At 61.2% G+C, this 25430-nt stretch carries 28 protein-coding genes; 25 read left to right on the top strand and 3 right to left on the bottom strand.

Features of this window, described 5'->3' with window-relative positions:
- Positions 1-27: 27 nt before the first annotated feature.
- The 4 genes from ACXJ1Z_RS19275 to ACXJ1Z_RS19260 all read left to right on the top strand — a co-directional run bounded on the left by ACXJ1Z_RS19275 (position 28) and on the right by ACXJ1Z_RS19260 (position 4376).
- Positions 28-657: a Cap15 family cyclic dinucleotide receptor domain-containing protein gene (locus ACXJ1Z_RS19275; RefSeq protein WP_463781368.1), complete on the top strand. Its 630-nt coding sequence runs from the start codon at positions 28-30 to the stop codon at positions 655-657.
- Positions 657-1790, top strand: a complete 1134-nt coding sequence (locus tag ACXJ1Z_RS19270) for a nucleotidyltransferase-like protein (RefSeq protein WP_463781367.1) — start codon at positions 657-659, stop codon at positions 1788-1790. The genes ACXJ1Z_RS19275 and ACXJ1Z_RS19270 overlap by 1 nt, the downstream gene beginning before the upstream one ends.
- A 709-nt stretch (positions 1791-2499) precedes the next feature.
- Positions 2500-3024 (top strand): hypothetical protein, encoded by a 525-nt coding sequence (locus tag ACXJ1Z_RS19265; protein WP_463781592.1) that lies wholly within the window; start codon positions 2500-2502, stop codon positions 3022-3024.
- 503 nt (positions 3025-3527) lie between these two features.
- Positions 3528-4376, top strand: a complete 849-nt coding sequence (locus ACXJ1Z_RS19260; protein ID WP_463781366.1) for a lytic transglycosylase domain-containing protein — start codon at positions 3528-3530, stop codon at positions 4374-4376.
- Here ACXJ1Z_RS19260 and ACXJ1Z_RS19255 read toward each other — a convergent pair.
- The 3 genes from ACXJ1Z_RS19255 to ACXJ1Z_RS19245 form a co-directional block, all read right to left on the bottom strand.
- On the bottom strand, positions 4369-4653 hold the full coding sequence (locus tag ACXJ1Z_RS19255; RefSeq protein WP_463781365.1) for a hypothetical protein: 285 nt from the start codon (positions 4651-4653) through the stop codon (positions 4369-4371). The genes ACXJ1Z_RS19260 and ACXJ1Z_RS19255 overlap by 8 nt on opposite strands.
- Positions 4654-4943: 290 nt before the next feature.
- Positions 4944-5390 (bottom strand): hypothetical protein, encoded by a 447-nt coding sequence (locus tag ACXJ1Z_RS19250; protein ID WP_463781364.1) that lies wholly within the window; start codon positions 5388-5390, stop codon positions 4944-4946.
- A 125-nt stretch (positions 5391-5515) separates the two neighbouring features.
- Entirely contained in the window at positions 5516-5872 is a 357-nt protein-coding gene (locus ACXJ1Z_RS19245; protein ID WP_463781363.1) for a hypothetical protein, read from the bottom strand.
- A 380-nt stretch (positions 5873-6252) separates the two neighbouring features.
- Here ACXJ1Z_RS19245 and ACXJ1Z_RS19240 point away from each other — a divergent pair, with 380 nt between their 5' ends.
- The 21 genes from ACXJ1Z_RS19240 to ACXJ1Z_RS19140 are packed head-to-tail and all read left to right on the top strand — an operon-like array spanning position 6253 to position 25299.
- Positions 6253-6579: a hypothetical protein gene (locus ACXJ1Z_RS19240; RefSeq protein WP_463781362.1), complete on the top strand. Its 327-nt coding sequence runs from the start codon at positions 6253-6255 to the stop codon at positions 6577-6579.
- Between the two features lie 57 nt (positions 6580-6636).
- On the top strand, positions 6637-6921 hold the full coding sequence (gene traL, locus ACXJ1Z_RS19235; protein WP_463781361.1) for a type IV conjugative transfer system protein TraL: 285 nt from the start codon (positions 6637-6639) through the stop codon (positions 6919-6921).
- A gap of 1 nt (position 6922) precedes the next feature.
- The gene (locus tag ACXJ1Z_RS19230; RefSeq protein WP_463781360.1) at positions 6923-7501 is read left to right on the top strand and encodes a type IV conjugative transfer system protein TraE; all 579 of its coding nucleotides are present in this window, start codon (positions 6923-6925) and stop codon (positions 7499-7501) included.
- Positions 7494-8297, top strand: a complete 804-nt coding sequence (locus ACXJ1Z_RS19225) for a type-F conjugative transfer system secretin TraK (protein WP_463781359.1) — start codon at positions 7494-7496, stop codon at positions 8295-8297. Before ACXJ1Z_RS19230 ends, ACXJ1Z_RS19225 begins: the two co-directional genes overlap by 8 nt.
- Complete coding sequence (locus tag ACXJ1Z_RS19220) at positions 8297-9610, top strand: TrbI/VirB10 family protein (RefSeq protein ID WP_463781358.1); 1314 nt, start codon at positions 8297-8299, stop codon at positions 9608-9610. The genes ACXJ1Z_RS19225 and ACXJ1Z_RS19220 overlap by 1 nt, the downstream gene beginning before the upstream one ends.
- A gap of 26 nt (positions 9611-9636) precedes the next feature.
- Positions 9637-10428 (top strand): DsbC family protein, encoded by a 792-nt coding sequence (locus ACXJ1Z_RS19215; RefSeq protein ID WP_463781357.1) that lies wholly within the window; start codon positions 9637-9639, stop codon positions 10426-10428.
- A complete protein-coding gene (locus tag ACXJ1Z_RS19210) occupies positions 10428-11078 on the top strand; it encodes a hypothetical protein (protein WP_463781356.1) in 651 nt (216 codons plus the stop codon). Before ACXJ1Z_RS19215 ends, ACXJ1Z_RS19210 begins: the two co-directional genes overlap by 1 nt.
- A gap of 7 nt (positions 11079-11085) precedes the next feature.
- Positions 11086-13650, top strand: a complete 2565-nt coding sequence (gene traC, locus ACXJ1Z_RS19205; protein ID WP_463781355.1) for a type IV secretion system protein TraC — start codon at positions 11086-11088, stop codon at positions 13648-13650.
- Positions 13647-13985 (top strand): hypothetical protein, encoded by a 339-nt coding sequence (locus tag ACXJ1Z_RS19200; protein ID WP_463781354.1) that lies wholly within the window; start codon positions 13647-13649, stop codon positions 13983-13985. The genes traC and ACXJ1Z_RS19200 overlap by 4 nt, the downstream gene beginning before the upstream one ends.
- On the top strand, positions 13978-14625 hold the full coding sequence (locus ACXJ1Z_RS19195) for a TrbI F-type domain-containing protein (protein ID WP_463781353.1): 648 nt from the start codon (positions 13978-13980) through the stop codon (positions 14623-14625). The genes ACXJ1Z_RS19200 and ACXJ1Z_RS19195 overlap by 8 nt, the downstream gene beginning before the upstream one ends.
- Entirely contained in the window at positions 14609-15145 is a 537-nt protein-coding gene (locus ACXJ1Z_RS19190) for a S26 family signal peptidase (protein WP_463781352.1), read from the top strand. The genes ACXJ1Z_RS19195 and ACXJ1Z_RS19190 overlap by 17 nt, the downstream gene beginning before the upstream one ends.
- Positions 15142-15798 carry a type-F conjugative transfer system protein TraW gene (gene traW, locus ACXJ1Z_RS19185; RefSeq protein WP_463781351.1) on the top strand — a complete coding sequence of 219 codons (657 nt, stop codon included), beginning with the start codon at positions 15142-15144 and terminating at the stop codon, positions 15796-15798. Before ACXJ1Z_RS19190 ends, traW begins: the two co-directional genes overlap by 4 nt.
- A complete protein-coding gene (locus ACXJ1Z_RS19180) occupies positions 15795-16076 on the top strand; it encodes a hypothetical protein (RefSeq protein WP_463781350.1) in 282 nt (93 codons plus the stop codon). Before traW ends, ACXJ1Z_RS19180 begins: the two co-directional genes overlap by 4 nt.
- A complete protein-coding gene (traU, locus tag ACXJ1Z_RS19175; RefSeq protein WP_463781349.1) occupies positions 16073-17083 on the top strand; it encodes a conjugal transfer pilus assembly protein TraU in 1011 nt (336 codons plus the stop codon). Before ACXJ1Z_RS19180 ends, traU begins: the two co-directional genes overlap by 4 nt.
- Positions 17083-17229 (top strand): hypothetical protein, encoded by a 147-nt coding sequence (locus tag ACXJ1Z_RS19170; protein ID WP_463781348.1) that lies wholly within the window; start codon positions 17083-17085, stop codon positions 17227-17229. The genes traU and ACXJ1Z_RS19170 overlap by 1 nt, the downstream gene beginning before the upstream one ends.
- Positions 17226-17972: a type-F conjugative transfer system pilin assembly protein TrbC gene (trbC, locus tag ACXJ1Z_RS19165; RefSeq protein WP_463781347.1), complete on the top strand. Its 747-nt coding sequence runs from the start codon at positions 17226-17228 to the stop codon at positions 17970-17972. The genes ACXJ1Z_RS19170 and trbC overlap by 4 nt, the downstream gene beginning before the upstream one ends.
- Entirely contained in the window at positions 17969-19798 is a 1830-nt protein-coding gene (locus tag ACXJ1Z_RS19160) for a conjugal transfer protein TraN (RefSeq protein ID WP_463781346.1), read from the top strand. The genes trbC and ACXJ1Z_RS19160 overlap by 4 nt, the downstream gene beginning before the upstream one ends.
- Before the next feature lie 3 nt (positions 19799-19801).
- Complete coding sequence (locus tag ACXJ1Z_RS19155; RefSeq protein ID WP_463781345.1) at positions 19802-20176, top strand: hypothetical protein; 375 nt, start codon at positions 19802-19804, stop codon at positions 20174-20176.
- The gene (locus ACXJ1Z_RS19150; RefSeq protein ID WP_463781344.1) at positions 20169-21023 is read left to right on the top strand and encodes a conjugal transfer protein TraF; all 855 of its coding nucleotides are present in this window, start codon (positions 20169-20171) and stop codon (positions 21021-21023) included. The genes ACXJ1Z_RS19155 and ACXJ1Z_RS19150 overlap by 8 nt, the downstream gene beginning before the upstream one ends.
- Positions 21023-22450: a conjugal transfer protein TraH gene (locus tag ACXJ1Z_RS19145; protein ID WP_463781343.1), complete on the top strand. Its 1428-nt coding sequence runs from the start codon at positions 21023-21025 to the stop codon at positions 22448-22450. Before ACXJ1Z_RS19150 ends, ACXJ1Z_RS19145 begins: the two co-directional genes overlap by 1 nt.
- Before the next feature lie 11 nt (positions 22451-22461).
- Positions 22462-25299 carry a conjugal transfer protein TraG N-terminal domain-containing protein gene (locus tag ACXJ1Z_RS19140; RefSeq protein ID WP_463781342.1) on the top strand — a complete coding sequence of 946 codons (2838 nt, stop codon included), beginning with the start codon at positions 22462-22464 and terminating at the stop codon, positions 25297-25299.
- The last annotated feature ends 131 nt before the right edge of the window (positions 25300-25430 follow it).

Below are 25430 nucleotides of genomic sequence, written 5' to 3'. Positions count from 1 at the left end.
TCGTCAACGAGAAGGAACAAATTGCCTATGCCCCTTGAACATGAATATGCCCTACTAGGTGGATGTAACCGTGCGGCCATCGGGAAGTGGATCGCGCGCGCATCCGCACTAATCTCCGCCGCCGCAGTTTTTGTTCTGCTTTCCGCCATCGATCTTGCTCGTTCGTTTGGGATCAACGCCAACCTCCCTCCGGCCGTCCTCTCGTTGGTCGGTGCCGGGATGGTCTATACGCTGCTGTATTGGCTGTTTGATCACTATGCCTGGCGGATCGGTCCGCTGGGACGTGCTCTCAAGGTTCCGCATCTTGCTGGTGTCTGGGCATGCGAGGGTGCCGGGGTCGACCGCACTCCCCCGTTTCCTTGGCAAGGGAAGATTACGATCGTCCAATCGTGGGATCGCATTCGAGTGCATCTCGCGACGACACAGTCGTCCTCAGACAGCGTTGCTGCGGCGCTCCTTTACGATGCGGCGGTCGGATACAGGCTCCTTTATCATTACCGCAATCACCCACGGGTGGGCGAAGCACATCTTGCCGCCCATCACGGCTTTGCCGAGATCATCTTTGCTACAGATGGCAGCTCTGCGACGGGTGAATACTTCAACGGCCGCGGCCGCAATACTTTCGGAACCATGAAACTGACAAAGGAGGCCAACTGATGGCTCGCAATATTAATGATCGCCTAACGAATCTCAACAACCGTCGCAAAGGGATCGACAGCTACGACCGTGTCGGTACGGAATCCCTCGCGTCGATCGTCAATGACAGCATGCTTATCGAGAGGTGGCAGAAGCGCGCGACGACGCAGCCGTTCACGCGCTACGCCCTTGGGGCAATGCAGGCGGTTGAAAAGCGCTACACCGACATTTCCATCGAAACTGCCACTCGCGTCGGCAAGCAGCTGCAGCAGGGCTTGTCCATGAACGTAGACTTCCGCCTGCAGGGATCGGTACCGCTCGATGTCCATATCCGGGGAGTCAGCGATGTGGACTTGCTGACGTTGGCGGGATCATACTTGACCTACACGCAGGGTGGAGCACTCGCGCGTGATGGTTGGTATACGCCGAGTAATCGCTGTCCGGTGGACGTCCTGCTGGAGTTGCGGGCGGAGGCTGAATCGGTACTGAAGAATGCCTATCCGAAGGTGAAGGTCGATTGTTCTGGCGGTAAGGCGATCGCGATGTCAGGTGGTTCGTTGGATCGCCCTGTCGACGTGGTACCTTCGCATTGGCACGACAACGTCGAATACCAAGCAGCACAGCAGGAACACGAACGGGGGGTGACTATCCTCGACAAGCATGTGCCTACCACGATTGAAAATTCGCCATTCCTGCACATCTACAGGGTCAACGAGGCAGACGTCTCGACGCTCGGCGGGCTTAAGAAGGCTATTCGCCTCGCCAAGAACGTCAAGAATGACACCGAGGATGAGCAGGCGGCAATGAAGCTGCCGAGTTTCGATATTGCTGCGCTGCTTTACCACGCCGACCGAGCGGCATTGCGGGCCGGCTATCAGTTTGAACTTTCCATCCTTGCAGAGACCCAGCGTTTCTTCGACTGGTGCTGGAACAATAAGGTCTCAGCGCGATCGCTGCGTACCCCGGATGGAACGCGTACCATCCTGAACAACGACGCCAAAATGGACGGCCTTCGTGCGATTTCCGCAGAGCTTGACACTCTAGCGCAGGAGGTGGCGCACGAGCAATCCGGCGTCATGCATGGTCTGTCGGCGCCCACGCAGCAGGTCATTACCGAAGCGCTCCGTAAGGCATATATTCCAGACGTTGCATGATGCGCCCTTTGAGGTCCGGCTCTCGTTTCAGGCGAGCGCCGGATCGCCTCAGCGGCCGGGCCTCCTATTAGGTAGAATCGAGCCCAAAGGACGATAAAAATCGAGGGAGGAGATGCCTGGAAACCACCTTTGAAAGCACAGGAACGCTCGGCCGCCGTGGCGAGACCACGTCCTCATAGTGACGGGAGAGATGCCTCCTGGTGGCGAGTTTCTGAAGATGCGCATTCAGGGTGATCGGGCGCGGCGGAGGGTCGGCCAGTCCGGCGAGGAGGCGCTTGGATGCAGTAACGCATCGCCTCAATGTCGCGCCTGTATGGGGCTTTGATCCATGCCAGGTTGCACGAGCCTTCGAGAATGCAAAACAAAGCTGACAAACGGCAGAAGTTGGAGTGCGGCAGGGATGGCCCAAATGACTGCTTTGGGCCTTCCGGCATCCAACACTTAGCTGAACGAACGGCGGCTTTTTCCAGTGGCTCACCCGAAACCGGACAGTCTGCTCCCGGCCCCCTTTCAGCCACTCAACCCCCGGCCGATTGGCGAATGCCGCCTATGACACTTTACCTGCGGTAAAGTGTCACGAACGACAAAGTGGCCTGGATGCCGGATTGCTCCATTTGAAGGATTCACAAGATTCCTCATTTGTGCTTACTTCGTGCTCATTATGTACAACGTCAAAGCAGCTCGCCCTATCAGCCTTGCCGGTAGTGCCATGCCGGCACTACTCGGCCAACTCGCTCAAGGCAGTACTCGTCCAAGGTATGCATTCATGCTTCTCAATCTTCTCGCGGAGGTTGCCGATCAGAATGGAAACGCGGGTCCATTCGTCCGAAGCTCCGAAGGCACTCTGCTCCTGCGGGACTGGCTATCCGATGCGCTTACGCCGATGGGCCACCGCGATCCCAAGCGCATAGCGATAACAGCCAAGGTAGACGCTGAGCTTAGCGCGAGCGGACGCTTACCGGATAACGACCAGAGCGCCACGGCGATTATCGATGATGAGGTCCGACGACGTGTGCGAGCCGCCGCTAAGGCCAATCTCAGTCGCGCGGTAACCGAACTCGTCAAAGCTGGCCTGCTTAAGCGCCATTACGAAGGCTACCGTGTCGATCATCAAAATCGAGGCGCTCAGCGCCATGCGGTGTACACATTATCGGGCTTAGCGCGGAACCTCATTGCTCATCCGCCCGGCTCTACCTCTCCGCTGCCGCCCCAGGCAGAGCTGCCGTTGCAGTAGAATACGACGGACAAGGCAGGGAAATGCGCTCGGTCATTGTGCTCGTGTCAATGCGGGAGCTACCCTGCGCCTGCCTACCATCAAGCTCAGCATAGACATGCGAGTTCCAAACCAAGGTGGTCGACACGCTCGATTATGAGGGTGACGCTCAGAGGCTCTGAAGGCTTAGCTTCGCTTGCCCCCCCGGTGCGGCGACTGAAGCCTCGAAAACGCGCGGACCTGTGAAGAATGCTATTATTGCGTGCACTAATCTTCCGTAATTGCGGCACTTGGAGTCGCGTCAGGACTACACGTGCGCGCGGGACGGGAGCCACAGAGACTACCGGATGTTGTCATAGGGTCGAAGGCTGACTGACCGTCTGAGGAGAGCCGTTAGTCAAAACCAGCAGGCACGGAGCCAATATCGAGAACTTCGGCGCCCCGTGTATTGATCGGCGCTATGTAATCGTTTAGCGAGCAAAATGCGATAGCCGAACCATGCTCCGAACCTATCGGAGTATGTAATGAACACGATCAAAGCCTTCACTGCTCTAAGTTTAGTGATAGTCTCACCGGCATTGTCAAACGCGCGACAGCCAGAGGTCAGAAATTTCCGCAACCCTGCTAATTCATTCTATTTGATTGAGCCGGGCGTTAGCCTCACCAAAACGGTTGACGCGGGGTTCGTTGGGGAAGCAGGCGACATCCGTAAGCTGGATCGTGGGTCGACATCGGTCGCGATTGAACCAGCATTCAAGCCATCAGGTGTTGTCGACAATCTGAAGATCCCGGCCTGGATGAGGGGCAGCGACAAGGGACTTGTCCAAAACCTCAGCCTGCCGATCTACACACCGACCTTCTCAGAGAATTGCCGTGGGGTTCGCTATCAGCCCCACCCGCTCCTTAATATGTCGCAAGAGCTACGTCGGCAACGTTACTTCCAGGTGATGACAGCGGCAGCGTGCGGAGCAGGAGTGCCTGTCGACCTGTTCGATGCGCTTATCATCCAGGAGAGCCGCTACAACCCCCTAGCGCTCAGCTCCAAAGGTGCTTCGGGTTTAACGCAGCTCATGCCTGGAACGGCTCGTTCATTGGGCGTTCTTGATCGTTGGAGCATATCACAGAACCTATCCGGAGGTGCCCGATATCTCCGCAAGCAACTCGAAAGGTTCGGGGAATGGGGGCTTGCTCTCGGGGCTTATAATGCAGGTCCTGGCAACGTAGCAAAATATGGTGGCCTGCCGCCGTTTCGCGAGACACGTGGGTACGTCCGAGCAATCCTATCGAGCGTCAACGCATACCACTCGGGCGAACGGATCAGCAAACTTCCCTATGTAAGAAGGCGCGAGCCGACGCTTGCAGCCTTTAACTAGGTTCGATATCCCAGAAAACTTCGAACCCAACATGGTTGGCGAAGGCTATGGCGATGATTGCAATGACTGGCGCGCCAAACAGATAGTTTCGCTGCCACCTCAACCAAACCTTTGGTAAAGCGAGGAGTAGATCAAAGCGGGTTGCGAGGGCTGGGCGCCAGTCGCCAGCTGACAATTCGTGAAGCGTAACTGCCAGCGCTAGAGCGGAGCAGAGCAACGCCATCGAGCCAACCGCTAAGTACAGTGACGTCCAGGCGATAAGTGCGTCGTTGTTCATCAGCGTCTGTTAGCTCAAGGTGTTGGACAATTTCTTAATGAGGAGATCGCTGCGCCGGTTCCGCCAAGTCACTATGGTACCATCACTATACGATCAGATTGCAGCTCATTCGATTTTCAAGTCGGAGTGTGCAAATTTGCTCCTTCTGGCCTGAAGTCTGAAAATCAAGTCGAGCCATTGTGGGTATCGGCACACCGGGCTTAGTCCGAAGGCAAATGTCTCACAATTCAGTGCTTAGCACTGGATCTAATGATTGCTTGTTCCCCCGCCAGCCTGTTAAAAGAAAACGTCTAGTCAAAGTCACCCTCACGCAGTCGCTGCACTCGTTCGGAGTGATTGGCCATTTCTCTGGCTAATTTTGAGGCCTGCGCCCTACACAGATTACGATGTATTGGAGTAAAGTCGCCGCGAATAGCCTCAACTTGTTCCTGAAGGGCAGGTCCAAGTTCCTCTGTCATCGTTACCAAAGTTTCACAACAGGCATCAAAATACGCCATCGGATCTTTCATTATCATGACTGCAATCGTGACGCGCACTGGGTCTATGCCCAAGAACTCCTGAATTCTTACAATCTCTGCTGTGCTTAGAAGTCCGCCTTCAAGCCTCTCATAGAAGTTTCTGCGCGTTCTCTCGGTAATGACCTTGTTGTGCGTAAGCTCCCTGAGTCCCTTTCCAGACCGTTGGAGTTCCGCCCGGATGATGGTGGCCAGGCCTGGCACAGTCATCGCACCAGTCATGTGGCGGTCCACCACACCCTGGAGATAAATTGTCGCACCTTTTCCATCTGCACCCCACGTTTGCACGCCATACCCATAAGCGATCGCTTAAGGGTATGGCCCAGAAGATGTCGTCTCGGCAAGGCTTAATTGCGAGGAGCGATCAATAAGCTGCATACCAGCACGGCCTCTCGTGTGCCGTATGTCGAGCCCATTACTTCGCCAAGCAAACTGCGGATCTGCTCGAAGCCCTTCTGCAAATCTTGGGGGATCCGGATGAACATACGGATATCACCTTTGGTGGCCCCAAGGGCGGCGAGGTCATCCAAAACGGTCTGCTTTAGACCAGTAAATGTGGTAATTGACTCTTGGAGGACCGCCGAGAAGACCTCGTGTCTTTTATTGCGCAAGCTGAGGTTGTGGACTGCCTGCACTGTAACTTCGAAAGCCGATTGGCTTATCATAAGACGGTAGACGGTAGGCGCCTTACGGGCAGCGATCACAGGTGTTCAGCTTTCTTGGGCATGTGCTCCGGCGACGCTAGCAGGACGTGTACGACCGTAAAGTCGCATTAGCTCGAATAGGGGTGACAACGTGCCAGCCGGGAGAACCCGCCTGCGCCCCCCAGCGGACGAACTGTTCCCAGAATTGGTACGGAACGTCACCACCTGAGGTACAAGGTGTCCAAGGCAGTGGTAGAAAACGACACCATCGCCTGCACGAAGCGTCAGCATATCGCTATCATCCCGGATCAAATCTAGTCTTTCTCCCTACATTTGGCAGATACGAAGATCTTGCCACGCAAATATCTATTGAAGTCTGCCCGACTTACCGACGTTTTGTACTAGCGCTGCGGCGCAGTTCTTCACGAAAGGGTATCCATATGAAAGCATTGAAGATGAGCTTTGCCGGCAATGTCGCTGGCAAGGTTGCGCTGCTGGCGGCTACTGCGGTCGCGGCAAGCGTCATTGGCACCGAGACCGCTCTGGCCGGTACCGACGGAACCTTCGACACTGCGCTGACACAGTTCACCGGTTTCCTCGAAGGCTCGGGCGGTAAGATCATCACCGTCCTTTCGCTCGCTGGCGGCATCGTCGGTCTGGCCTCCGGTCGTTTCTCGCTTGGCCAGGTTGCCATCCCGGTCGGCGTTGGAGTCGGTGCCGGCACGGGTATCCCGATCGTCACCTCGACCGTCACGGCGACGATCTGAGTCTGCAACGGAGAGCCGTCGGTACTCGGCGGCTCTCCCACTCAGTTAGGGCGCCCTATGGACCAATATAGCATACCCAAACATTTGGATGACCCAGAGCTCATCGGCTTTTGGACGCTCGATGAATTCCTTGTGATGGTTATTCCATTCGCGTGGGGAATAATGGCACAACACATCGTAATTGGCCTTTTACTAAGCCTAGGTGCGTGGTTCGGTTATCGCAAACTCCGAGCTGGTCGTTCGATGTATTGGGTATTGCACTTTGCCTATTGGCATTTACCGGGCGGCTTCTTCGGCCTGAAGGTCGCGCCGCCTTCTCATCTTCGAGTTATGGCGGGCTGACATGGAACTCTCTTTCGCACATGAGCAGTCGCAGCGTGCGCTCAAGCAGCGTAACTTGTTGGCAATTTCCTGCCTGGTCCTCGCGGTTCTGTGCTTCGCACTGCTGACTATGGCTTCAAGCCGGGATCGCGAAGTGATCCTGCAGCCGGTCATCCCCAAGCAGATGTCGATTTCATCATCGGGCGTGTCCAAGGACTATCTGGAGGCCGTCACCCGTGACGCGGCGCAGCTGGCGCTCAATCGCTCGCCCGAGACCCTGCAGTATTGGATGGACTCGATCCTGGAGATCACGGCCCCTGAGGCGCGCGGCCCGCTCAAGTCCAAGCTCATGGGGATCCTGCAGGAGCAGCAGGGCTCACAGGTCACGCAGTTCGTGACCATCGACTGGATCCGTGTCGATCCAGAGACACTGACCAGCGAAGTCGGCGGCATCCTTCACACCGTCGTCGCCTCACGCGACGTTCGCCGCGAGAACAAGGTCTTCAAGTTCGCTTGGAAATACGAGGGTCTGAGCCTCAAGCTTCGCGGCTTCGGTGTCGTGGTCAAGACGGACAAGGACAAGGACAACACCGATGACTGACGTCGTAGCCGCCTGCGAGATCGCTTCGGGCGTGTCGTGGCTTTCCACCATCGATTGTTTCGCAAAGCGCTGCCTCGGCACGTTCCTGCTCGGCGCCGGCCTGATGACGGCGGTTCCGGCATTTGCGGACCAGAGCGTCACCGCCACCGACAACGGGGCTGTCGATTGCGATGCATCCAAGCAGGACCTCACGCGCATTTCGCTCAAGGACGATCAATTCGCGTCGGTGTCCAAGGTCACCACCGGGATTGCGACCGAGGACTTCGGGATCGTCAACGAGCCGACGCGCGGAGACATCTACATTTCGGTGCCCGAGGGCTACACCCGCTCGACGATCTCGTTCTTCGGCACGACGCAGAAGGGCTTCGTCTACAAGTTCGTCTGCAAGGTCAGCGGCACTGAGGCAAAACAGGTCTTCGTGACAAACGCCGACATGGCCAAGCCAGCCAAGCCGCAAGCCGTTGCGCTCAAAGCCGGCCTGCCGCTCGATCAGCAGGCGGTGACGCTGGTGCGCGCGATGTTCGAGCAGAAGCCGCTAGAAGGCTTCGAGATCCGCGATCAACCGCGCACGCCGGTGAATGTCGGCAGCCTCAAGGTCCAACTCGTTAGCGAGTACGATGGCCTGTCGATGGCCGGCAAGGTCCTGCGCATCGAGAACACCGGCAAGGCGCCGGTCGTCGTGAGCGATGACACCATCGCCTCGCAAGGCGCGATCGCGGTGAGCATTTCCAACGCCTCCCTACAACCAGGCCAGGCCACCGGCGCCTACGTCGTCGTACCCGCAGGAGACCTCTGATGGATATCTTCAAGCGCAAACCCAAGAACGTCGACGAGCAGCCCGGAGAGGCGCTCGACGAGCTCGATGATGGCGGCATGATCGCCGAGAACTCCTCTACCCAGAAGCGCCAGAATCTGATGCTCTACGGCGGCGGTGGCCTCATCGGTCTTGCTGCGATGTGGTTCGTCCTGGGCGGTGACAGCAAGGAAGCCAAGCTCGCGACCAAGGAAGGTGAGGACAAGGTCGAAGTCTCGACCGATGCGATCATGAACCGCCAGCTCGCCGATCGCGACTGGATGACGATGTACGATCACCAGCAGACTGCGCAGACCAACCAGCTCAAGGGCGTCCAGACCGCGGTGACGAAGGTCGACCAGGTGCAGAGCGAGCTTCAGGCGCTGCGCCAGGAGAACGAGCAGATGAAGGCCGACGCGACGCGGGTGCTGGACGCCTACGAGCGCGAAAACCGCGAGCTCAAGCAGCAGGTCGGCAAGGGCGGTGGCCCCAGCGCCGACGCCAGCGCACCGGGCGCGGCGGCTGCCGCTCGCGCGATGGGGATGGGCGGGGCAGGACCGATGACACGCTCGAACGAGGTCAAGCTGGTCTCGTTCAGTGGCGGTCCCGCAGGGCCGACCGGCGATGCCAAGCGCATTGAGGCGGGCGGCAAGCAGGCGGCGGTCTACACCGATAGTCCCAATTACCTTCCGCCCAACTCGATGGCACAGGCCAAGGTCGTGGTCGGCGTCGATGCTGCCACGAATGTCCGGAGCCAGGGCGATCCACTGCCGGTGCTGTTGCGCATCACTGGGCCGGCTCGCTCGGTGTTTTCGGATGGCAAGCTGCTGCGTACCCGCGTCCAGGGCTGCATGGTCAACGGCGCGGCCTACGGCGATCTGTCTTCCGAGAAAGTCTATGTGAAGCTGCAGCGCATGACGTGCCCGCAGCCTGGCGGCCGTTATGCGGTCTCCGAGGTCAAGGGCTTCATCTCGTTCGGCGGCAAGGTGGGATTGCGGGGCAGGGTGGTCAGCCGCGAAGGCGGGCTCATCGGCCAGGCCTTCCTTGCCGGGCTCGCCGGCGGCTTCGGTCGTGGCTTCACCGCCAACACCAACTCGATTTTCCAGGGCGCCAATGTCAGCGTCGATGGCAAGCGCGACCAGCTCAGCACCGGCGACATCCTCAAGGGTGGCGTGGGCGAGGGCGTCTCGACGGCCGGGGACACCGTCTCGAACTATCTGATCGAGCGCGCCGAGCAGTATCAGCCGGTCATCGAAATGCCGACCGGCGCCGACGTCGAGGTCGTGTTCCTCGACGGAACCTTCATCCGCAATTGAGGTGATCCATGCGTAAGGCAATTCTCATGAGCGCCGCTGCGCTCAGCGCTCTGGCCGGAGGCTCCGGTCTCTATGCCGCCACCGCCGATGCCGACGCATCGCTGACCAAGGCGCTCACCACGCGCCTGCCCAAAACACCGCTGACGGCGGTCAAATGCGGCAAGATCGCGGGTCTGTGCGAGGTGCAGGCCGGAACCAACCTGTTCTACACCGACCCTGCGGGTCGCTATCTCGTCATTGGGCGGGTCTACGACATGGAGACACGGCAGGATCTGACTGCCGCGCGTCTTCTCGAGATCAGCCCCGAAACACTCGTCGGGGGAGCCGCCAGTCCTCCGGCTTCCGACGAGGCGCAGGCCGTGTCTGCCCCCACACGGCCTGCGCAACCCGCCACTGGATCGCAGAAGGTTGTTCTCAACGGGCTGCCTGCCTCCGGGGCGGTCAGCTACGGCTCCGGATCGCTAACGGTCACGGTCTTCAGCGACTTTCGTTGCGGGTACTGCAATCGCCTGCACGAGACCCTGGCGGGCATGAACGTCAAGGTCATCGAACGGCCGATCTCGGTGCTCGGCACCCGATCGCTTTCGAACGCCGTGATCTGCGCGGCCGACAAGCCCAAGGCACTGGCGCGTGCCTACAACGGTGAAACGCTGCCACAGCCAGGCAAGTGCGACACCACCGGTCTCGACGCCAATGAGGCCTTTGCAAAGGCGAACGGCTTTGCCGGCACGCCGGTGATCGTGCGCAGCGATGGCGCTGTCGTCCATGGCTATCGCCCGCGCGAGTTCCTCGAATCCTGGCTGAAGGGAGCAAGCTGATGCACCGTTCAATCCCTGCTGCGCTCGCGCTTGGCGCCTTGGCGTTGACCTCGGGCTGCACGACTTTTGCATCCAACATCAACGGATCGTTCAAGTGCGAGGCGCCTGACGGCATTTGTGCGCCCTCGATCGCGATCGACGACAAGGCCCTGTCCGAGATCACCAGCGCTGACGCCAACGAGCTGATGGCGCCTGCCGGCCCCTACAAGGTCGACGATGGCGACGGCGGCCGTGCGCAGATGGCGAACGCGCAAGGCGTCATCGCAAGCCAGAACCAGAGCTACAAGCTCAGCATCGTGTTCCCGGCCTACACGGATGTCGCCGGCATCACGCACGAGCGCCGCGCGGTCGCTGCCGCCGTTGCGCTCCCTGGCCGCACCGCGAGCGGCGTCGAACTCGCAAACCGGTCGCGCGGTCGCGGGGAAGCACGCGGCCTCCTTGCAGCGGCGCAGAGTGCGCCAGCGCTGATGTCGGTGAGCGCAGCCGAAGACGCCACGCCCGTCCTGGTCGACGCTGCATCCGCGGCATCCGCCCCGAAGGTCGCGATCTCGCCTGCTGTCAAAGCGGTCGACCGGATCAAGGCCGATGTCGACGCCAAGCTGTCGAAGCGCGCGCGTCGCCAGGCCGCTTCCCTCCCCTCGCCGGAGTGACACCCACATGGGCTTGCTAGACAATCTTCGTGAAATGGTCCTGGGCGATGCCCGCAAGCCCGAGGTGAGGGCGCGGCCCGCTGCCGTGCCGATGCTCTCGCACTACCTGGGCTATCGCTCGTTCGACGAGACCCGCAAGATCTTCTACCAGGTGCGCTCCAAGGGGTTCGTCCTCGAACTCGCGCCCATGATCGGCGGCGACGAGCGTACCGCCGATATTATCGGCACCATCTTTGCCGACATCCTGCTGCCGGGTTCTGCGTTCAGCATCGTCAACTATTCGAGCCCACGCGTTGCCGAAAAGCTGACCGAATGGATGCTGCCGCGCATGGAAGCTGGCGGCGTGTTCTCGACACTCGCGCGTCACCGTGCGGAAAAGCTGCGCAGCGGTGCGTGGAAGTCGCTGGCCAGTGACGGTCCGTTCCACTTGCGTAACTTCCGCGTGCTGGTCTCGGTGGGTGCTCCCGATGGCTCGGGCATCAAGCTCGACGACCTCATCACCATGCGCGAGGGTCTGATCTCCGCGCTCGACTCGATCAACATCCCTGTGCGGATCCTGGAGCCGGTCGAGCTGATCCGCTTCTTCGACGAGATCCTTTCGCCATCCACCGGCGCCGGCGACGATGCCCCTGGCTACAATCGCTTCGATCCGATCAACGAGCAGTGCGTGCGCCGCGATCTGGTGACCCACGTCGAGAAAGACCGCCTGCTGCTGCACTCGCAGTCGCTGCGGCCCACGGGCTCGGTGATCGACGGGGTGCCCGAGTACGAGGACTATGTGCCCGAGCGCTTCGACGTGCGCACCATGTCGATCCGCAACTTTCCCGATCGCTGGGCGCCCTGGGACACCCAGAAGACCATCGGCGACATCTTCAATCCCAAGCTGTGCCTGCCGTGTCCGACGCTGCAGTCGGTCTGCGGCATCACGCCTGGCGTCGAAAGTTCGGAATCGAAGGCTGGCCGCAAGTTCGTGCGCGCGCAGTCGCTGTCCGAAGGGCAGGGGGTCAAGCTCGTCCCCAAGCTCAAGGACCAGGCGGCAGAGTGGCGCGCGGTCCAGGAGCGGGTCAAGAGCGGCGAAAAGCTGATCCGTTGCTACTACTCGGTTTCGATCATCGCCCCGCGTGGCACCGCCGAGACGGCCGAGCGTGCGATCAAGGGGCTCTACAAGGCTGCGGGATGGGATCTCATCGACGAGACGCACATCCAGTTGCCGGCCTTCATGTCGCACTTCCCGCTGATGATCGCCGATGGCCTGCAGTCCGACCTCGAGCGCATGAAGCGCTTCCGCACGATGCTGTCCTCCAACGTCGCTGCGATCGCGCCAATCCAGGGTGAGTACGTCGGCGGCCACATCCCGCACGTGCTGTTCATCGGCAGGCGCGGTCAGCCACAGTTCTGGTCGCCGTTCCAGAACAAGGCCGGCAACCACAACGTCGCGATCGCCGGCAAGTCGGGCTCGGGCAAGTCGGTGCTGCTGCAGGATTTGACCGCAAGCCTCGCCGGTGTGCGCGCCAAGACGATCGTCATCGACGATGGCCGTTCGTTCGAGCACATGGCCAAGGCGCTGGGCGGGACCTTCACCGAGTTCAAGCTGTCCTCGGGCATCTCGATCAACCCTTTCCGCATGATCGATCTCGATCTTGCCCAAGAGGATGAGGACTACCTCGTCGACTGCCTGGCGATGCTCAAGGCGATCCTGTCGCAGATGGCGCGCTACGAGAACCGGCTCAACGATACCGAGCGCGGGCTTATCGACCAGGCCGTCAACGCGGTGTGGAACGAGCATCAGCGCGATGGCACCGTCGACCACGTCATTGCCGCATTGAAGCTGCACGATCACGAGTCCGCGGTGGACCTGGCGATGTCGCTGCTGCCGTTTTCCAGTAACGGCACTTACGGCCGGTTTTTCCTTGGCGATAGCAACCTCGACCTCTCGGCCGACCTGACCGTCTTCGAATTGTCCGATCTTGCCTCGCGCGAGGAACTGCGCAGCGTCGTGCTCACCTCGATCATGTTCGTCGCCTCGCAGACCATGCGGCGCATGAGCCGCTCGATCCCCAAGGCATTGCTGATCGACGAAGCATGGCAGATGCTGAAAGGGGGCGCGATGGCCGACTTCGTCGAGACCTACTCGCGCACATGCCGCAAGTACGGTGCCTCGCTCATCACGGCCACGCAGTCGATCAACGACTATTACAAGTCGGACGGCAGTCGCGCCGCGCTTGAAAACTCCGACTGGTTCCTGATCCTGCAGCAAAAGGCCGAGACGATCTCGGACTTTCGCAAGTCCGACCGCTTCGAGATGACATCCTACACCGAGACCCTGCTGCGCTCCTTGAAGCGCAATGGCATCGAGTATTCCGATCTGCTGATCCGCGGGCCGGAGACCGAGACGGTGTGCCGGCTCGTGCTCGATGCCTACTCGGGCACGCTCTACTCTTCGAGCCCGGACGTCTTCGCTCGCATCGAAGCGCTGGTCCACCAGGGCTGGTCGGTCGCCGACGCGATCGAGATGGTCGCCTTTCCGGATCGTGTCCGTCGAAACGAACCCATGCTGGAGGCCGCCGAATGACCACCATGCCGTTACGCCGCAGTGTGCCGTTGAAAGCAACGGGACAGGCGATGATCGCCACCGCCCTGCGGGGCTCGGGATGGCTGGTTGTGAATACCATGGTCGCCCTTGGCTTCGTGATGCTGGCTGTGTTCGTGGTCGGCGGTTGTTCGATCGAGGGCACCATGCATCATCTGGCCAATCTGTCCTCGCGCTACATCGTCGCGGACGCCGATCGCCAACGCCAGTTCGACCTTATCGTGCTGTGGAGCGTGTTCGGTGTGTTCTGCACATCCGGCCTCCTGCGCCGCCACTCGCTCATGCGCGCCCTGTTTGAGGAATCATCGTATGACTGATCTCGCTTACGCCGACACCATCGACACGCCCGCAGCTGCCCCGGCGCAAATGCGCCCGCAAGCCCCTGATCGCCTGACCGACCGTCCCGCTCCGGCGGTGGTTCGCACTCGGCGCAGGACCGGCATAGATGCGCGTCAGGTCTTGATGGTTGGCGCCTTGATCGCCGTCACCTGCTGGGGTGCCTGGGTGACCAAGAGCATCGTCGCCCCGCCGGACAGCAAGGGCGAGTTCGTCAAACTGCAGCTCCAGGGTGTCATGACCGAGTATCTTCAGGCTCAGGCCCGCTCGGGTAGCGACGATCAGACTGCGGCCGCCGCGACGACCCGGTTCATGGCGGAACTCGACAAGACAATCGCTGACATCGGCAAGTCCGGACGCGTCGTGCTGGTCAACGAGGCTGTGATCGGCGGCGACATCCCCGACATCACCCAGCAAGTGAAGCAGGCGGTCTATTCCAAGGTGCCCATGCCCAGGGTCGCAGCGGCGACGCCGGTCCAGCAGGACATGCAGGCCTACCTTTCGGCAAATGGCACCGGTCAGGCTCTCGCTCCAGGCCAGGCTGCAGCCGAGCCTGCCGCTCCTGCCCAGGCGATCTCGCCTCTCAATGCGATGGGAGCGCTCGGTGGCAACGCTCAGTGAGCCGGCGCCCGCGCGGCTCCCGCTAAGCTTTGGCAAGAAGCTGGGTGCGATCGGTGCGCTGGCTGTCGCGGTGCTCGGCTATCAGCATCTCTCTCGTTGGAGCCACTCGCACGCGTTCATGATCAACGAGAGCGAGTCACTCCCCAATTGGGCTTTCGTTGTCGAGGCGGGCCGCTTTCCCGCTCGTGGCGATTACGTGATCTTCAATCCGGGCCGTGATCCGTTGGTCATCAAGTATTTCGGCGAGCATCCCTCCGCCTTTGCCAAGATTGCATACGGTCTGCCCGGCGATGTCGTCAGCCGCGACGGCGCCGACGTGCTTGTCAACGGTCACAAGGTCGCTCGCCTCAAGCCGCTCACCCGGCGCGGTGATCCTCTTGCTCCCGGCCCGATCGGTACCGTGCCGAAAAACTGCATCTTTGCCGCTACGCCGCACAAGGACGGCTTCGACAGCCGCTATGCCGCGATCGGGTTTGTCTGCGGTCATCGCATCGCCGGGGTGGGGAGGCCGATCCTGTGAGGATCCTGCCGTTCGCCCTTGCCGGTCTCATCGGCGCCGTTAGCGGCACGATCCTGCCATGGCAGTCCCCCGCGCATGCGGTCGATCACGGTCAGGTCGGCGAAGCGTGGCCAGTGGTCGAGCCCGACTTTCTCGACGTGATCCGCGCCAAGCTGGAAGGCGCCAAGGCCAGCGGCAAGCTCGACGAGCTCAACGCGCGTTTCGCCGCGAGAGTGAAAGCCCGCGTGATGCGGCCGGTGCCGGTCGCCGGCATCAGCGCTGCGATCGAGGACCGCTCATGGGAGTTCGATCCGACGGTCGTTATCGAAAACGATATCCGCGATCACAAGGGCAACCTCATCGCGGCAGCGGGCCAGCGGATCAATCCGCTCGACACGATCGCGATGCCGCAAAAGCTGCTGTTCATTAACGGCGACGATCCCGCGCAGGTGTCCTGGGCGATGGCGCAGGGCGATGATCTCAAGACCAAGGTCATCATGGTCGCAGGGTCGCCCTTCGAACTTATCAAAGCCAGGCAGCGCCGCTTCTACTTCGACCAGGCCGGATCGCTCACCGCCAAGTTCGGGATCGAGCATGTCCCGGCTTCCGTCGTGCAGAAGGGCAAGATCCTCGTCGTGACCGAGGACGCGCTCAGCCAAGGAAAAGGCGCATGAAGGCCTGGCTCGACAAGCACATGCCCGCCCCCATGGCTGCACCCGAGACCGCAGAGCTGCGCACCGCGCGGATCCGGCTGATCGTCGCGTTGGTGGTGCTGGCGACAATGACCCTGTTCTGGACGATCATCGCCGGCCGCGTCGCGCTCGGCGTGATCGCAGGCCTGGCGGTCTTCATCGCCGTGCAGGGCATCTTCTGGATGCGCGCCAAGAACACCGCCGACGATGACTATCTGATGTCGCGGATGACCGACGACGATGCGGATGACCTGCCATGAACAAATGGCTGCTCCAGATCGTCGTGGCTCTCTTCGTGTTGGTGCCGGGTCTCGCGCGCGCGCAGGACCTGCCTGCGGGAAGCTGCTCGGGCAACATCGTCAATCCGATCACCGATGTGTGCTGGGGCTGCATGTTTCCGCTCTCGGTTGGCGGCCTCAAGATCTGGCCGTCATCGCGTGCCGACACCAAGAACCCGGACTCGCCCCTTTGCCTGTGCGATAAGCCGATCCCGCGTATCGGCATCGCAATGGGGTTCTGGGAACCGGCGCGCCTGATCGATGTCACGACCAAGCCGTTCTGCTTTCCCAACCTTGGCGGCATCAAGCTCAACCCGGGCCTGTCGATGGGCGGCGGTTATGCCGCCAATACCGGCTCGAATGGCGGCACCGACACCGCCAAGTATCACGTCCACTACTACGTCTATCCGCTGCTCTACTGGATGGAGATCCTGACCGATTTCCTGTGCTTCGAGCAGTCGAGCTTCGACGTCGCCTACATGACCGAGATCGACCCATTGTGGCAGGATGATGCACTTACCACGCTCATCAATCCCGAAGCGCTGATCTTTGCCAATCCGCTCGCGCAGGCGGCTTGTGCTGCCGACTGTGTCGCGGCGACGGCGGCGCTGCCGCTCAACGAGCTGTTCTGGTGCTCGGGCTGCCAAGGCTCGATGTATCCCTTGAACGGCAACATCGGTGCCAGCACCGGCATGACGCAGTCAGGGCGGCTCGCGGCCGAGCGCATGATCTACAAGATGCACCGCCAGGCGCTGGGATGGGGCACGATGGGGTCCAAGGCGCTGTGCAGCAAGTACGTCATGCCCATCCTCAAGAAGAGCCAGTACCGGCTGCAGCAGGTCAATCCGACGCCGATGGTCTCAGGCCGCGAGTCCTGCTCGCCGATCGGCGGTTCGGTCCTGCTCCCGCGCGCCGCTCGGACTTACCCGGTGAAGGGTGAGGACATGGGCTTCCTGGTCTGGCGCAAGCGCAATTGTTGCGTGCTGTGATGGCCCAGGAACCCAAGATGTGTCGCCAGCCCGCAGCAGTCTGGCTGCAGGCCGCGGGCATGCTGCTCGCCGCTGTTGGCTTTGTGATCGTCGTTATCGCGTTCGTCATCGACGCGATCGATCTCTGGATTGGAGTGGCCGCATGAGCATGCGCAAGTCCCTGCTCACCGTCGCCGGCGTTCTTGGCGTCGGGCTCGTCAGCGCCGCGCTCGCCCAGACCATCGAGGGACTGGACCTACAGGCGATCGAGAAGCGCGGAGAGGGCGCTGAGCAAGACGCGCAATCGCTCCTCGACTTCGTCAAAGGCCAGGGTGAACCCCAGGCCAAGGCGGCACAGGCTGTCGTTGATGACGCGTATGACCGCATCGCCGATCTCGACGTGTCGGGCATCGCCGGCGGCTCCAAGGATGGCGCGATCGACTTCGACGCCATGGTCGCCGGTGCCAAGGGCAACCTTGCTGGTCCCAAGTCGACCCCGCTCGTAATCGCGTTTGTCAGCCTGTCGATGCCCGAGGATTCGCTGCGCCGCACGATCCTCGACACGACGCGCGCCGGCGGCGTCATCGTCTTTCGCGGTTTCTCGCAAGGCGGTGCCAAGCCTTTCGTGCAGCTGCTTGCCAAGGCGGTCGACCAAAAGGACGCGCCCAACATCACCATCGATCCACGCCTGTTTCGGGCATTCGGGATCGACCGGGTGCCCACGATCGTCGCCGCATCGGGCAGCTTTGAACCTTGCGACCAGCTCGACTGCGTCACGCCGCCACCGCCGCATGATCGCATCACCGGCAATGTGACGCTCGGTTACGCGCTGGAGACGTTTGCGCAAGGTGATGGGCCTGGTGCCCCCGCTTCGCGCGTGGCGCTTGCCAACCTGGCGAAGCATCCGTGAAGCTGTGGCTGCCTCTCCTGATCGTGGCGACGGCATTGGCGTCTCCTGCCATGGCGCAGTCCGAGACAGCGAAGCAGGGCGAAGATCTTGCCAGGTCCGTGCGCCAGGGTTCGGCCACCACGGTTTTGCAGAGCGGCGCGGAAACCAGCGTACCCGGATTCGGCGGGACCGATATCGAGGCGTCCAAGTACCTCGACGATGAAGAGGCGTTGACCGATGCCGGGGTAAGCGCGCGCTACAGCGATCCCAACTACGGTGTCGTCATCGATCCAGCCCGACCCGAGTTCGATCCGTCCACGATCGACCTGTCGGCCGCCAAGACGATCGAGGACAAGCCCGAAAGCTTCCTTGGTCCTGGCATGGGCGTGGGTGGTTCGGCGGCGGCCTGCGAGCCGCTGCCCACCAGTGGGCTTGCTGGTTCGACCTATTACGAGACCTGCAACCAGGGCGATCAGCTCTTCCAGCAGCAGCAGACCTGCACGTCCTCGCTCAGCGTGCGCTTCGACCGGGTCAAGTCGTACATCTATTATACCTCGACCCAGGGGCCCTATGTGGCTCGCTCGGGCCTGACGGCTGCGATCGCGGATGGGACCTGCAAAAGCAAAGGCACCTTTGGCTACTGCAGCCAGCTCAAGCCGCTGCTCGGCCTCACGCCGGGTCATAGCTGCAAGGACACCAACTTTCAGCCCGAGATCTTCGAGTGCACGAAGGAGCTCACCGGGCTTGCCGCTGCCACGCCGACCAGCTGGACCGGAATCGTGCCGGCCACCGGCAAATTCTGGGCCTCGCAAGCAGAGACGGTGAGCCCACCGATCGTTACCCGCAACGCGCCCGCATGCTCCTATGCCGCGAACGCGCAATGTGTCGAGCAAGGCGCCGAGGTGTGCACCGACAGCGATCCGGTGACCCGCGTCATCGACGGCATCGCGGTTACACAGCCATGCTGGGCGTGGGCGCGTAACTTCCAGTGCACCGAGCGCCGCGCTGCGTCCGATTGCAGCGCGCTCGACAAGAAACCCGAGTGTCACTTCGATCATAACGAGTGCCTGAGCGAAAACGAGGACGGCTCATGCAATGTCTTCGACAAGGTCTATGCCTGCAAGACGCCGGCCACCGGGACCGGCACGCCTGCGGGCGCGATCTGTGGCGGCGATCTTTACTGCATCAATGGTGAGTGCACGCAGGTCGAGCGTGAAGCTTCGACCGAGTTCAAGGATGCGATGGTCGCGGTCCAGGCCATGGGCAACGTGCGCGATCACTTCGACCCTGACACCATGACCTTGTTCAACGGCGAAAAGGCCGGATGTCACAAGCCCGTCTTCGGTCTGGTCAATTGCTGTGCCGGCAAGACGAGCGGCCTGCTAACGACCGCCGCCGGCGCGGCCGCGTTGGTCAGCGGTCCTGCCGCGATCGCAGCCCTGGCGACCCCGTTCCTGACGATGTTTCTGTGCTCGCCTGAGGAAATGACCCTCGACGTCAAGGATCGCATGGGCCTGTGCCACTATGTCGGGACCTATTGCTCGGACAAGGTGCTCGGCGTCTGCACCTCCAAGCGCAAGTCCTACTGCTGCTTCGAGAGCAAGCTCAGCCGCATCCTGCAAGAGCAGGGCAGGGCGCAGATCAACAAGCCCTGGGGCAAGCCCAAGGACGCCGACTGCAAGGGCTTCCTCATCGAGGAGTTCCAGAAGCTCGATCTGTCGAAGATGGATTTCACCGAGGTCTACAGCGAGTTCATCGACGCCGCGAAGGTGCCCGATGAGGTCCAGACCTCGATCGAGATCCAGGACAAGATCGACGAGTATTACCGAGTTCACGGGGCCAAATAAGCTATGAGCGACGTTATTCAGATTCATGCAGATCGCCGGGTTCCTGAGCTCAGCGTCTTCGAGCTTGCTGTCGCCAGCGCGATCTCGCGCCAGGTCATCACCAGCGACGAGGATCTGCAGGACATCCTCTCCGACTGGTTCCTGCGCCAGGTTCGCGTTCCTGACGTGTCGACGGCGCTGGAGAGCATGGTCGCTCGTGGCATCGTGCGGCGCGGCGATGAAGCGCTGTGCGCCTACGGCCTGACAGCGGACGGCATCAACGCCGTCACGACGCTTTATGGCGGCTGCATCCGCATGATCGATCGCGGGCTCGGCCTGCTCGACCCCTCCATGATCCTCGCTCTCCTCAACCTCACCAAGGAGTCCGGCCGTGCGTAAGACTGGCTATGTGTTCCCTGCAGTTCTCGCCCTTGTAGCCCAGACCGCAGCGCCGATCGTCGCGACGGCTCAGGACGCACAAACGGCGCCGGCACCAACAACCGCCGCATTCTCTCCTCCTTCCGCGCTCACCCCGCGTGATGCTTTCTACTGCGAGCAGCGCAAGCTTGGCAGCTGGTTCTATTGCGATCCGGACAAGGCGCGCGAGATGGCGAAGGGCAAGCCGGCGACGCCGGCCGTGCCGGCCGCCAAGCAGCTTGCCGCGATCACCGAGCAGCTCGATGAACTCAAAGCGCGCGCGATCCTGGAGCCATCCTCCGAGAACCTGGCTTCCTACATGCGCTTCCAGCGCGAGCAGCTCGATCGCGCATCGACCTTCGCTGATGTGTGGGGCCGCACGGTCTGGCAGAACCCGGATCTCGACTACACCCTGCAGCGACCGATCAACTCGCTCGGCAAGCAGACCTGGATGACCGACCGCAAGGCAGCGAAGTCATCGACCATGCAGGGGCTCTCGCAGCGCTACGGCGTGTTCTACTTCTACTCGTCGAACTGCTCGGCATGCCGCGTCTTCAGCCCGATCGTGCGCTCGATCTCGGATCAGTACGGTCTGGAAGTGCTGGCCGTGTCGATGGACGGTGGTGGCAACGAGGCATTCCCGCGCTTTGCCGTCAACACCGGCCAATACCAGCGCATGGGCCTGACCGGCAACCAGGTGCCCGCGCTTGTCCTGTTCGACACGCAGACCAAGAAGCCGATTCCGATCGGCTACGGCCTCATGGCGGCCGACGAGGTCATGGACCGCATCTTCACCCTCACGCAGACCGAACCCGGGAGTGACTACTGATGGCACGATCCCTTACATGGCGTAAGCGTCTCGGGTTGATGCTCAGCGTCTTCGCGGTCTCGCAACTGGCGGTCGTGCAGGCTCAGGCCAATGTCGGCGGCGAGCTCAACGACTTTTTCAACGACATGGGCGGCGCCGGCAATGCTTACGGCCCGACCGCCTTCGAAGGACAGTCGGCCGGCTACTACACCGGCGGCGGTGTGTGGACCCGGTTCAAGAACAAGCAGGTCAATCCGGTCAACGTCCAGCTACCGAGCGTGAAAGCCGGTTGCGGCGGCATCGACATCTTCGGTGGTTCGTTCTCGTTCATCAACACCGACCAGATCGTCGCGATGTTGAAAGGCGTGGCGAGCAACGCGCTCGGCTTCGCCTTCCAGCTCGCGATCAAGTCGATCAGCCCGCAGATCTCGCAGACCATCGAGGAGATGGCGCAGAAGGTCGAAAAGCTGAACCAGATGAACATCTCGTCGTGCGAGGCCGCGCAAGGTCTCGTCGCCGGGTTGTGGGGCGAGAGCCAGGGCCGCGACAGCGAGGTATGCAAGGCGATCGCCAACAGCCAGGGCTTCGCGACCGACTGGGCCAAGGCGCGGCAGGACTGCAACGCCGGCGGCAAGCGTACCGAGATCCTGGGCAAGAATGACGACGAGACGATCCCGTCCAAGTCGTACAACTACACCTGGCACATGCTCAACAAGAGCTACCCCTCGTTCTCGCGCGAGTTCAAGGAGTACCTCATGTCGCTGGTGGGCACGATCATCTACCAGCGCGCCGCTTCCGACGAAGGCCAAGGCACGGTCAAGTACGTCGGGCAGGGCAACCGCGATCTTATTCAGGGTTTGCTGCTCGGCACCACGGACACCAGTGTCCTGCGATGCGATGAAGATGAAGACTGCCTCGATCCAAAGCCGAATGGCACTGTCACCATCAGTCAGGCACAGGCACTGCAGCCGCGGGTGGCGGCGCTCATCGGCTCGATGGCCGCCAAGGTCCGCTCGAACGAAGCGCTTACGCCCGAGGAGGTCGGGATCCTCGGCGGTACGAGCGTGCCGCTCTACAAGATCATCACGGTCAACGCGGCCGCGCAGATGGGCGGCATGACGCAGGCCGACATCCAGGGGCTCGCCGAGATCGTCGCGGTCGATATGCTCGAGCAGATCGTGCAGGAATTTTACGGCTACGTGCAGAAGGCGCAAGGCTCCTTCAACGAGGCGGACAAGGAGACGCTCGCGCAATGGCGTGACCAGCTTCAGAACGTCAGCAAGGTGCTCGACGGCTACAGCTACAGCCTGAACGAGCGGCTTGTCCGCACTCAGAGCTACGTCGACCGGGCCGTCTTCCTCGAGCGCACGCTGCGCAATTCGATATCGCCCCAGATGTCGGCCGCACTCTCCTTCCGTTCCGGCGCCACGGCGCAGGGCCTCAACTAGGACGCTTTGCCATGCTCGAGGTCTTCACGATCGGCGGCGGCGAGTACATCGTCAACGTCCTGAACGCCGTCGCGGCTTGGACCGGGGGAGGGGGCTTTCGCTCTCTCATCCAGGTCACCTTCGTGATGGGCCTTGCCTACATGCTGCTGGTGGTGGCGTTCAGCCTCAACTGGAAGGCGTGGCTCAACTGGTTTTTGTCGGCGACGCTGATGTACGGCGTGCTGATCGTGCCGACGACCGAGGTGAAGGTTACAGACCGGATCAATCCGGGTCTGGCGCCGGCGATCGTGCCCAATGTCCCCATCGGCCTGGCGGCGATCGCTTCGTTCACCAGCCAGATCGGGGATTGGCTGACCCAGCAGGCCGAGACCGTCTTCGTGATGCCCGACGCGCTGGAGTATCGCACCAACGGGATCATCTACGGCTCGCGCCTTTACGACAAGACGCGCGACTTCAAGTTCCGCGATCCGCGCGTGCGGACCAACCTTACCGAGTATTTCAAGCAGTGCCTGTTCTACGACTTTTTGCTCGGTCAGAGGAACCCGAGTGACGTCATGAACTCGAACAACATTCTTGCCGACATGGGGCCTGGCTCACCGGCGCGAGCAATGTCGTACTGGAATGCAGATGGCTCTACGGACATTCTGACCTGCGCCGTTGCCTACGCGACTTTAGCCGGCGCTGCCGGCATCCCTGCGAAAACCGATGAGGAAATCGCCAAGATCGCGCCGAGTTTCTTTCCGAACCTGACGCAAGCCGCAGCCAAGGCGAAGCTGGAGGCGGACCTCCCTGCGGTGGCCGCGCAGTTTCATGGCAGCACGCAGAACGCGGGCCAGATCTTCCAGCAGCGCGCGCTTACCGACGCTTTTCTGGAGGCTCGCGCGAACCTGTCGTCGGCCGATGGCGACACCTTCGCTATGATGCGCGCGGAGACCCAAGCTAAGAATACCTACACCTCGATCTCGCAGCAGGCGATGACCTGGGTGCCGCTGCTCAACATCGTGCTGGTGGTGGTGTTCTACGCCATGTTCCCGGTGATCTTCCCGCTGTTCCTCATGCCGCAAACGGGCGTTGGCGCGCTCAAGGGCTACCTGACCGGGTTCTTCTATCTCGCCGCGTGGGGGCCGCTCTACGCGGTCCTCCATATGTTCATTATGGGCCGCGAGGAGTCCGCGATGGCGGCAACCGCTCCGGGTGGCATTACCATGTCGACGATTGAGGGCATCGATGCCGTCAACGCCGATACCGCGACGATCGCCGGCTTCCTGATGATGTCGATCCCGTTCCTCGCCGGCGGTCTCGCCAAAGGCGCGATGACGGTCTCGACCCAGGCTACGTCGATGCTCGCACCCGCGCAGTCGGCGGCCGAAGCGGCGGCGATCGAGCGCACAACCGGCAATTACTCTTACGGCAACCAAAGCTACCAGAACCTCACCGGCAACGTGGTCCAGCGCGATCAGTGGAACACCTCTCCGAACTACACCGGTGGCTTTGGGCGGCAGACCTTCGTCAACGACAATGGCACGCAGTTTGGTCAAACGGCGGACGGCACGACTGTCTACGATAACCGTCCGGGCATGAGCAGCCTTGGCTTCACGCCGAGTCTATCCCGCTCGACCATGGCAGAGAAGAGCGAGGCTGCTTCCGAGCTTGCAACGCGCCGTACCTCGCTTACGAACTCACGTTCGGAGCGCGTCGCTGCCCTTGAACGTGCGGGATTTAGCTCGAGCAACGGTTTCCGCACGTCCAGTGGCTCAGATGCTTCGTCTGGTCACGGTAACACCGCTAGCCGTGGTGAAAGCCATAGCGAGTCTCAAGGCTCGACCGATCAGACCGGCACTAGCCGTGACATCACTCAAGGAACGGACTTGAATCGTTCATCCCAAGATCAGTACAGAGCGGGCACAGGGACATCGTGGCACGCAGGCGCGACACTCCCCGTTGGAGTGGGTGGCCGAAAGGGCGGAGGCTCAAAGGCTTCGGGCGCGTCGAAGAGTGGCGGCGGTGATGGGCTAAGCGGGACGCTTGGCGGCAGCATCAGCAAGGAAGCATATGATGGCGTCGTATACTCTGACACGTCCAGTCAGTCACGCAGCGATCGGTCCGGTATCAACTCGGGTGAGACTGACAAGCGCGGTGAGGATCATAGTAAGGACTATCGCCTGAACGAAGAGGGCTACTCCCGCAGCGGCAACTTCTCTCGCAACGAGGGGTATTCCGAAAGCCGCTCCTTCCGCGATAAGACGGTTGAGGAAATTCGCTCGATCGATCGCCAGTTGGCGGAGGTCGAGGAAGCGTCTCGCTCTCTTGGAACGACCTTCACGATGCGCGAAGGCGGCGGCGTGCAGGTCAGCCAGGACCTCTCCCAGATCGTTGCAAGCCAGTATCAGGAATACGCCAATAGTGCTGAGTTCAGAGCCCTCGGCGCGCCTTCACTACAAGCACAAGATCTCAGCCCAACCCAGATGCGCGCTCGTGATATGATCGTCGACCGGATCGCCAAGGATTATGTCGACCATATCATGAAGCCGGTGCGCGATGAACTGGTACCGCCGACTGAGCTTCGAGGCTCCGTGCAGGGGCCAAGCGAGTTCAGCGAAGCTGATCTACGCGGCAGCCTTGGTTCGGGCGAGGGGCGTCGTGGATCTGGAGGCGGCGACAGCGGTTTCGCCAAATTCCAAGCTGAAGTCGCCGGCGCTATTGACGAAGGGCGTAGTGGAATCGAGGGCAGACGAGCTGCGTCGGAAGCTAACCGAGCCGGAGCAATCCACGGGGCTGTAAACCTAAATCAGGAGGCGGACCAGCGGACGAACCGGAATTGGTTCCAGGAAAAGGACCGTAAGCGTTAGCCTTCGGTTTAATAAAGCATAACGGTCATGAAGATTGCGAGCCCCAAGAGATATACAGCTAACTGGAGCCCGGAGCGCGGCGGTTCCCAATCGGCACTGACTGAATCGACTATCTCGTGATGGTTGCGTAG

It is taken from the genome of Novosphingobium sp. TK46 (assembly GCF_055361525.1).
This window is presented reverse-complemented; position numbering and strand designations above follow the sequence as displayed.

Excerpts from the sequence above, each read along its gene's own strand:
- ACXJ1Z_RS19265 (WP_463781592.1), top strand. The coding sequence starts at position 2,500 with ATGCCGGCACTACTCGGCCAACTCGCTCAAGGCAGTACTCGTCCAAGG.
- ACXJ1Z_RS19195 (WP_463781353.1), top strand. The coding sequence starts at position 13,978 with ATGACTGATCTCGCTTACGCCGACACCATCGACACGCCCGCAGCTGCC.
- ACXJ1Z_RS19210 (WP_463781356.1), top strand. The coding sequence starts at position 10,428 with ATGCACCGTTCAATCCCTGCTGCGCTCGCGCTTGGCGCCTTGGCGTTG.
- trbC (WP_463781347.1), top strand. The coding sequence starts at position 17,226 with ATGAGCATGCGCAAGTCCCTGCTCACCGTCGCCGGCGTTCTTGGCGTC.
- ACXJ1Z_RS19260 (WP_463781366.1), top strand. The coding sequence starts at position 3,528 with ATGAACACGATCAAAGCCTTCACTGCTCTAAGTTTAGTGATAGTCTCA.
- ACXJ1Z_RS19230 (WP_463781360.1), top strand. The coding sequence starts at position 6,923 with ATGGAACTCTCTTTCGCACATGAGCAGTCGCAGCGTGCGCTCAAGCAG.
- ACXJ1Z_RS19225 (WP_463781359.1), top strand. The coding sequence starts at position 7,494 with ATGACTGACGTCGTAGCCGCCTGCGAGATCGCTTCGGGCGTGTCGTGG.
- traL (WP_463781361.1), top strand. The coding sequence starts at position 6,637 with ATGGACCAATATAGCATACCCAAACATTTGGATGACCCAGAGCTCATC.
- ACXJ1Z_RS19275 (WP_463781368.1), top strand. The coding sequence starts at position 28 with ATGCCCCTTGAACATGAATATGCCCTACTAGGTGGATGTAACCGTGCG.
- traC (WP_463781355.1), top strand. The coding sequence starts at position 11,086 with ATGGGCTTGCTAGACAATCTTCGTGAAATGGTCCTGGGCGATGCCCGC.
- traU (WP_463781349.1), top strand. The coding sequence starts at position 16,073 with ATGAACAAATGGCTGCTCCAGATCGTCGTGGCTCTCTTCGTGTTGGTG.
- ACXJ1Z_RS19155 (WP_463781345.1), top strand. The coding sequence starts at position 19,802 with ATGAGCGACGTTATTCAGATTCATGCAGATCGCCGGGTTCCTGAGCTC.
- ACXJ1Z_RS19140 (WP_463781342.1), top strand. The coding sequence starts at position 22,462 with ATGCTCGAGGTCTTCACGATCGGCGGCGGCGAGTACATCGTCAACGTC.
- ACXJ1Z_RS19220 (WP_463781358.1), top strand. The coding sequence starts at position 8,297 with ATGGATATCTTCAAGCGCAAACCCAAGAACGTCGACGAGCAGCCCGGA.
- ACXJ1Z_RS19170 (WP_463781348.1), top strand. The coding sequence starts at position 17,083 with ATGGCCCAGGAACCCAAGATGTGTCGCCAGCCCGCAGCAGTCTGGCTG.
- ACXJ1Z_RS19200 (WP_463781354.1), top strand. The coding sequence starts at position 13,647 with ATGACCACCATGCCGTTACGCCGCAGTGTGCCGTTGAAAGCAACGGGA.
- ACXJ1Z_RS19250 (WP_463781364.1), bottom strand. The coding sequence starts at position 5,390 with ATGACTGGTGCGATGACTGTGCCAGGCCTGGCCACCATCATCCGGGCG.
- ACXJ1Z_RS19270 (WP_463781367.1), top strand. The coding sequence starts at position 657 with ATGGCTCGCAATATTAATGATCGCCTAACGAATCTCAACAACCGTCGC.
- ACXJ1Z_RS19180 (WP_463781350.1), top strand. The coding sequence starts at position 15,795 with ATGAAGGCCTGGCTCGACAAGCACATGCCCGCCCCCATGGCTGCACCC.
- ACXJ1Z_RS19215 (WP_463781357.1), top strand. The coding sequence starts at position 9,637 with ATGAGCGCCGCTGCGCTCAGCGCTCTGGCCGGAGGCTCCGGTCTCTAT.
- ACXJ1Z_RS19240 (WP_463781362.1), top strand. The coding sequence starts at position 6,253 with ATGAAAGCATTGAAGATGAGCTTTGCCGGCAATGTCGCTGGCAAGGTT.
- ACXJ1Z_RS19255 (WP_463781365.1), bottom strand. The coding sequence starts at position 4,653 with ATGAACAACGACGCACTTATCGCCTGGACGTCACTGTACTTAGCGGTT.
- ACXJ1Z_RS19145 (WP_463781343.1), top strand. The coding sequence starts at position 21,023 with ATGGCACGATCCCTTACATGGCGTAAGCGTCTCGGGTTGATGCTCAGC.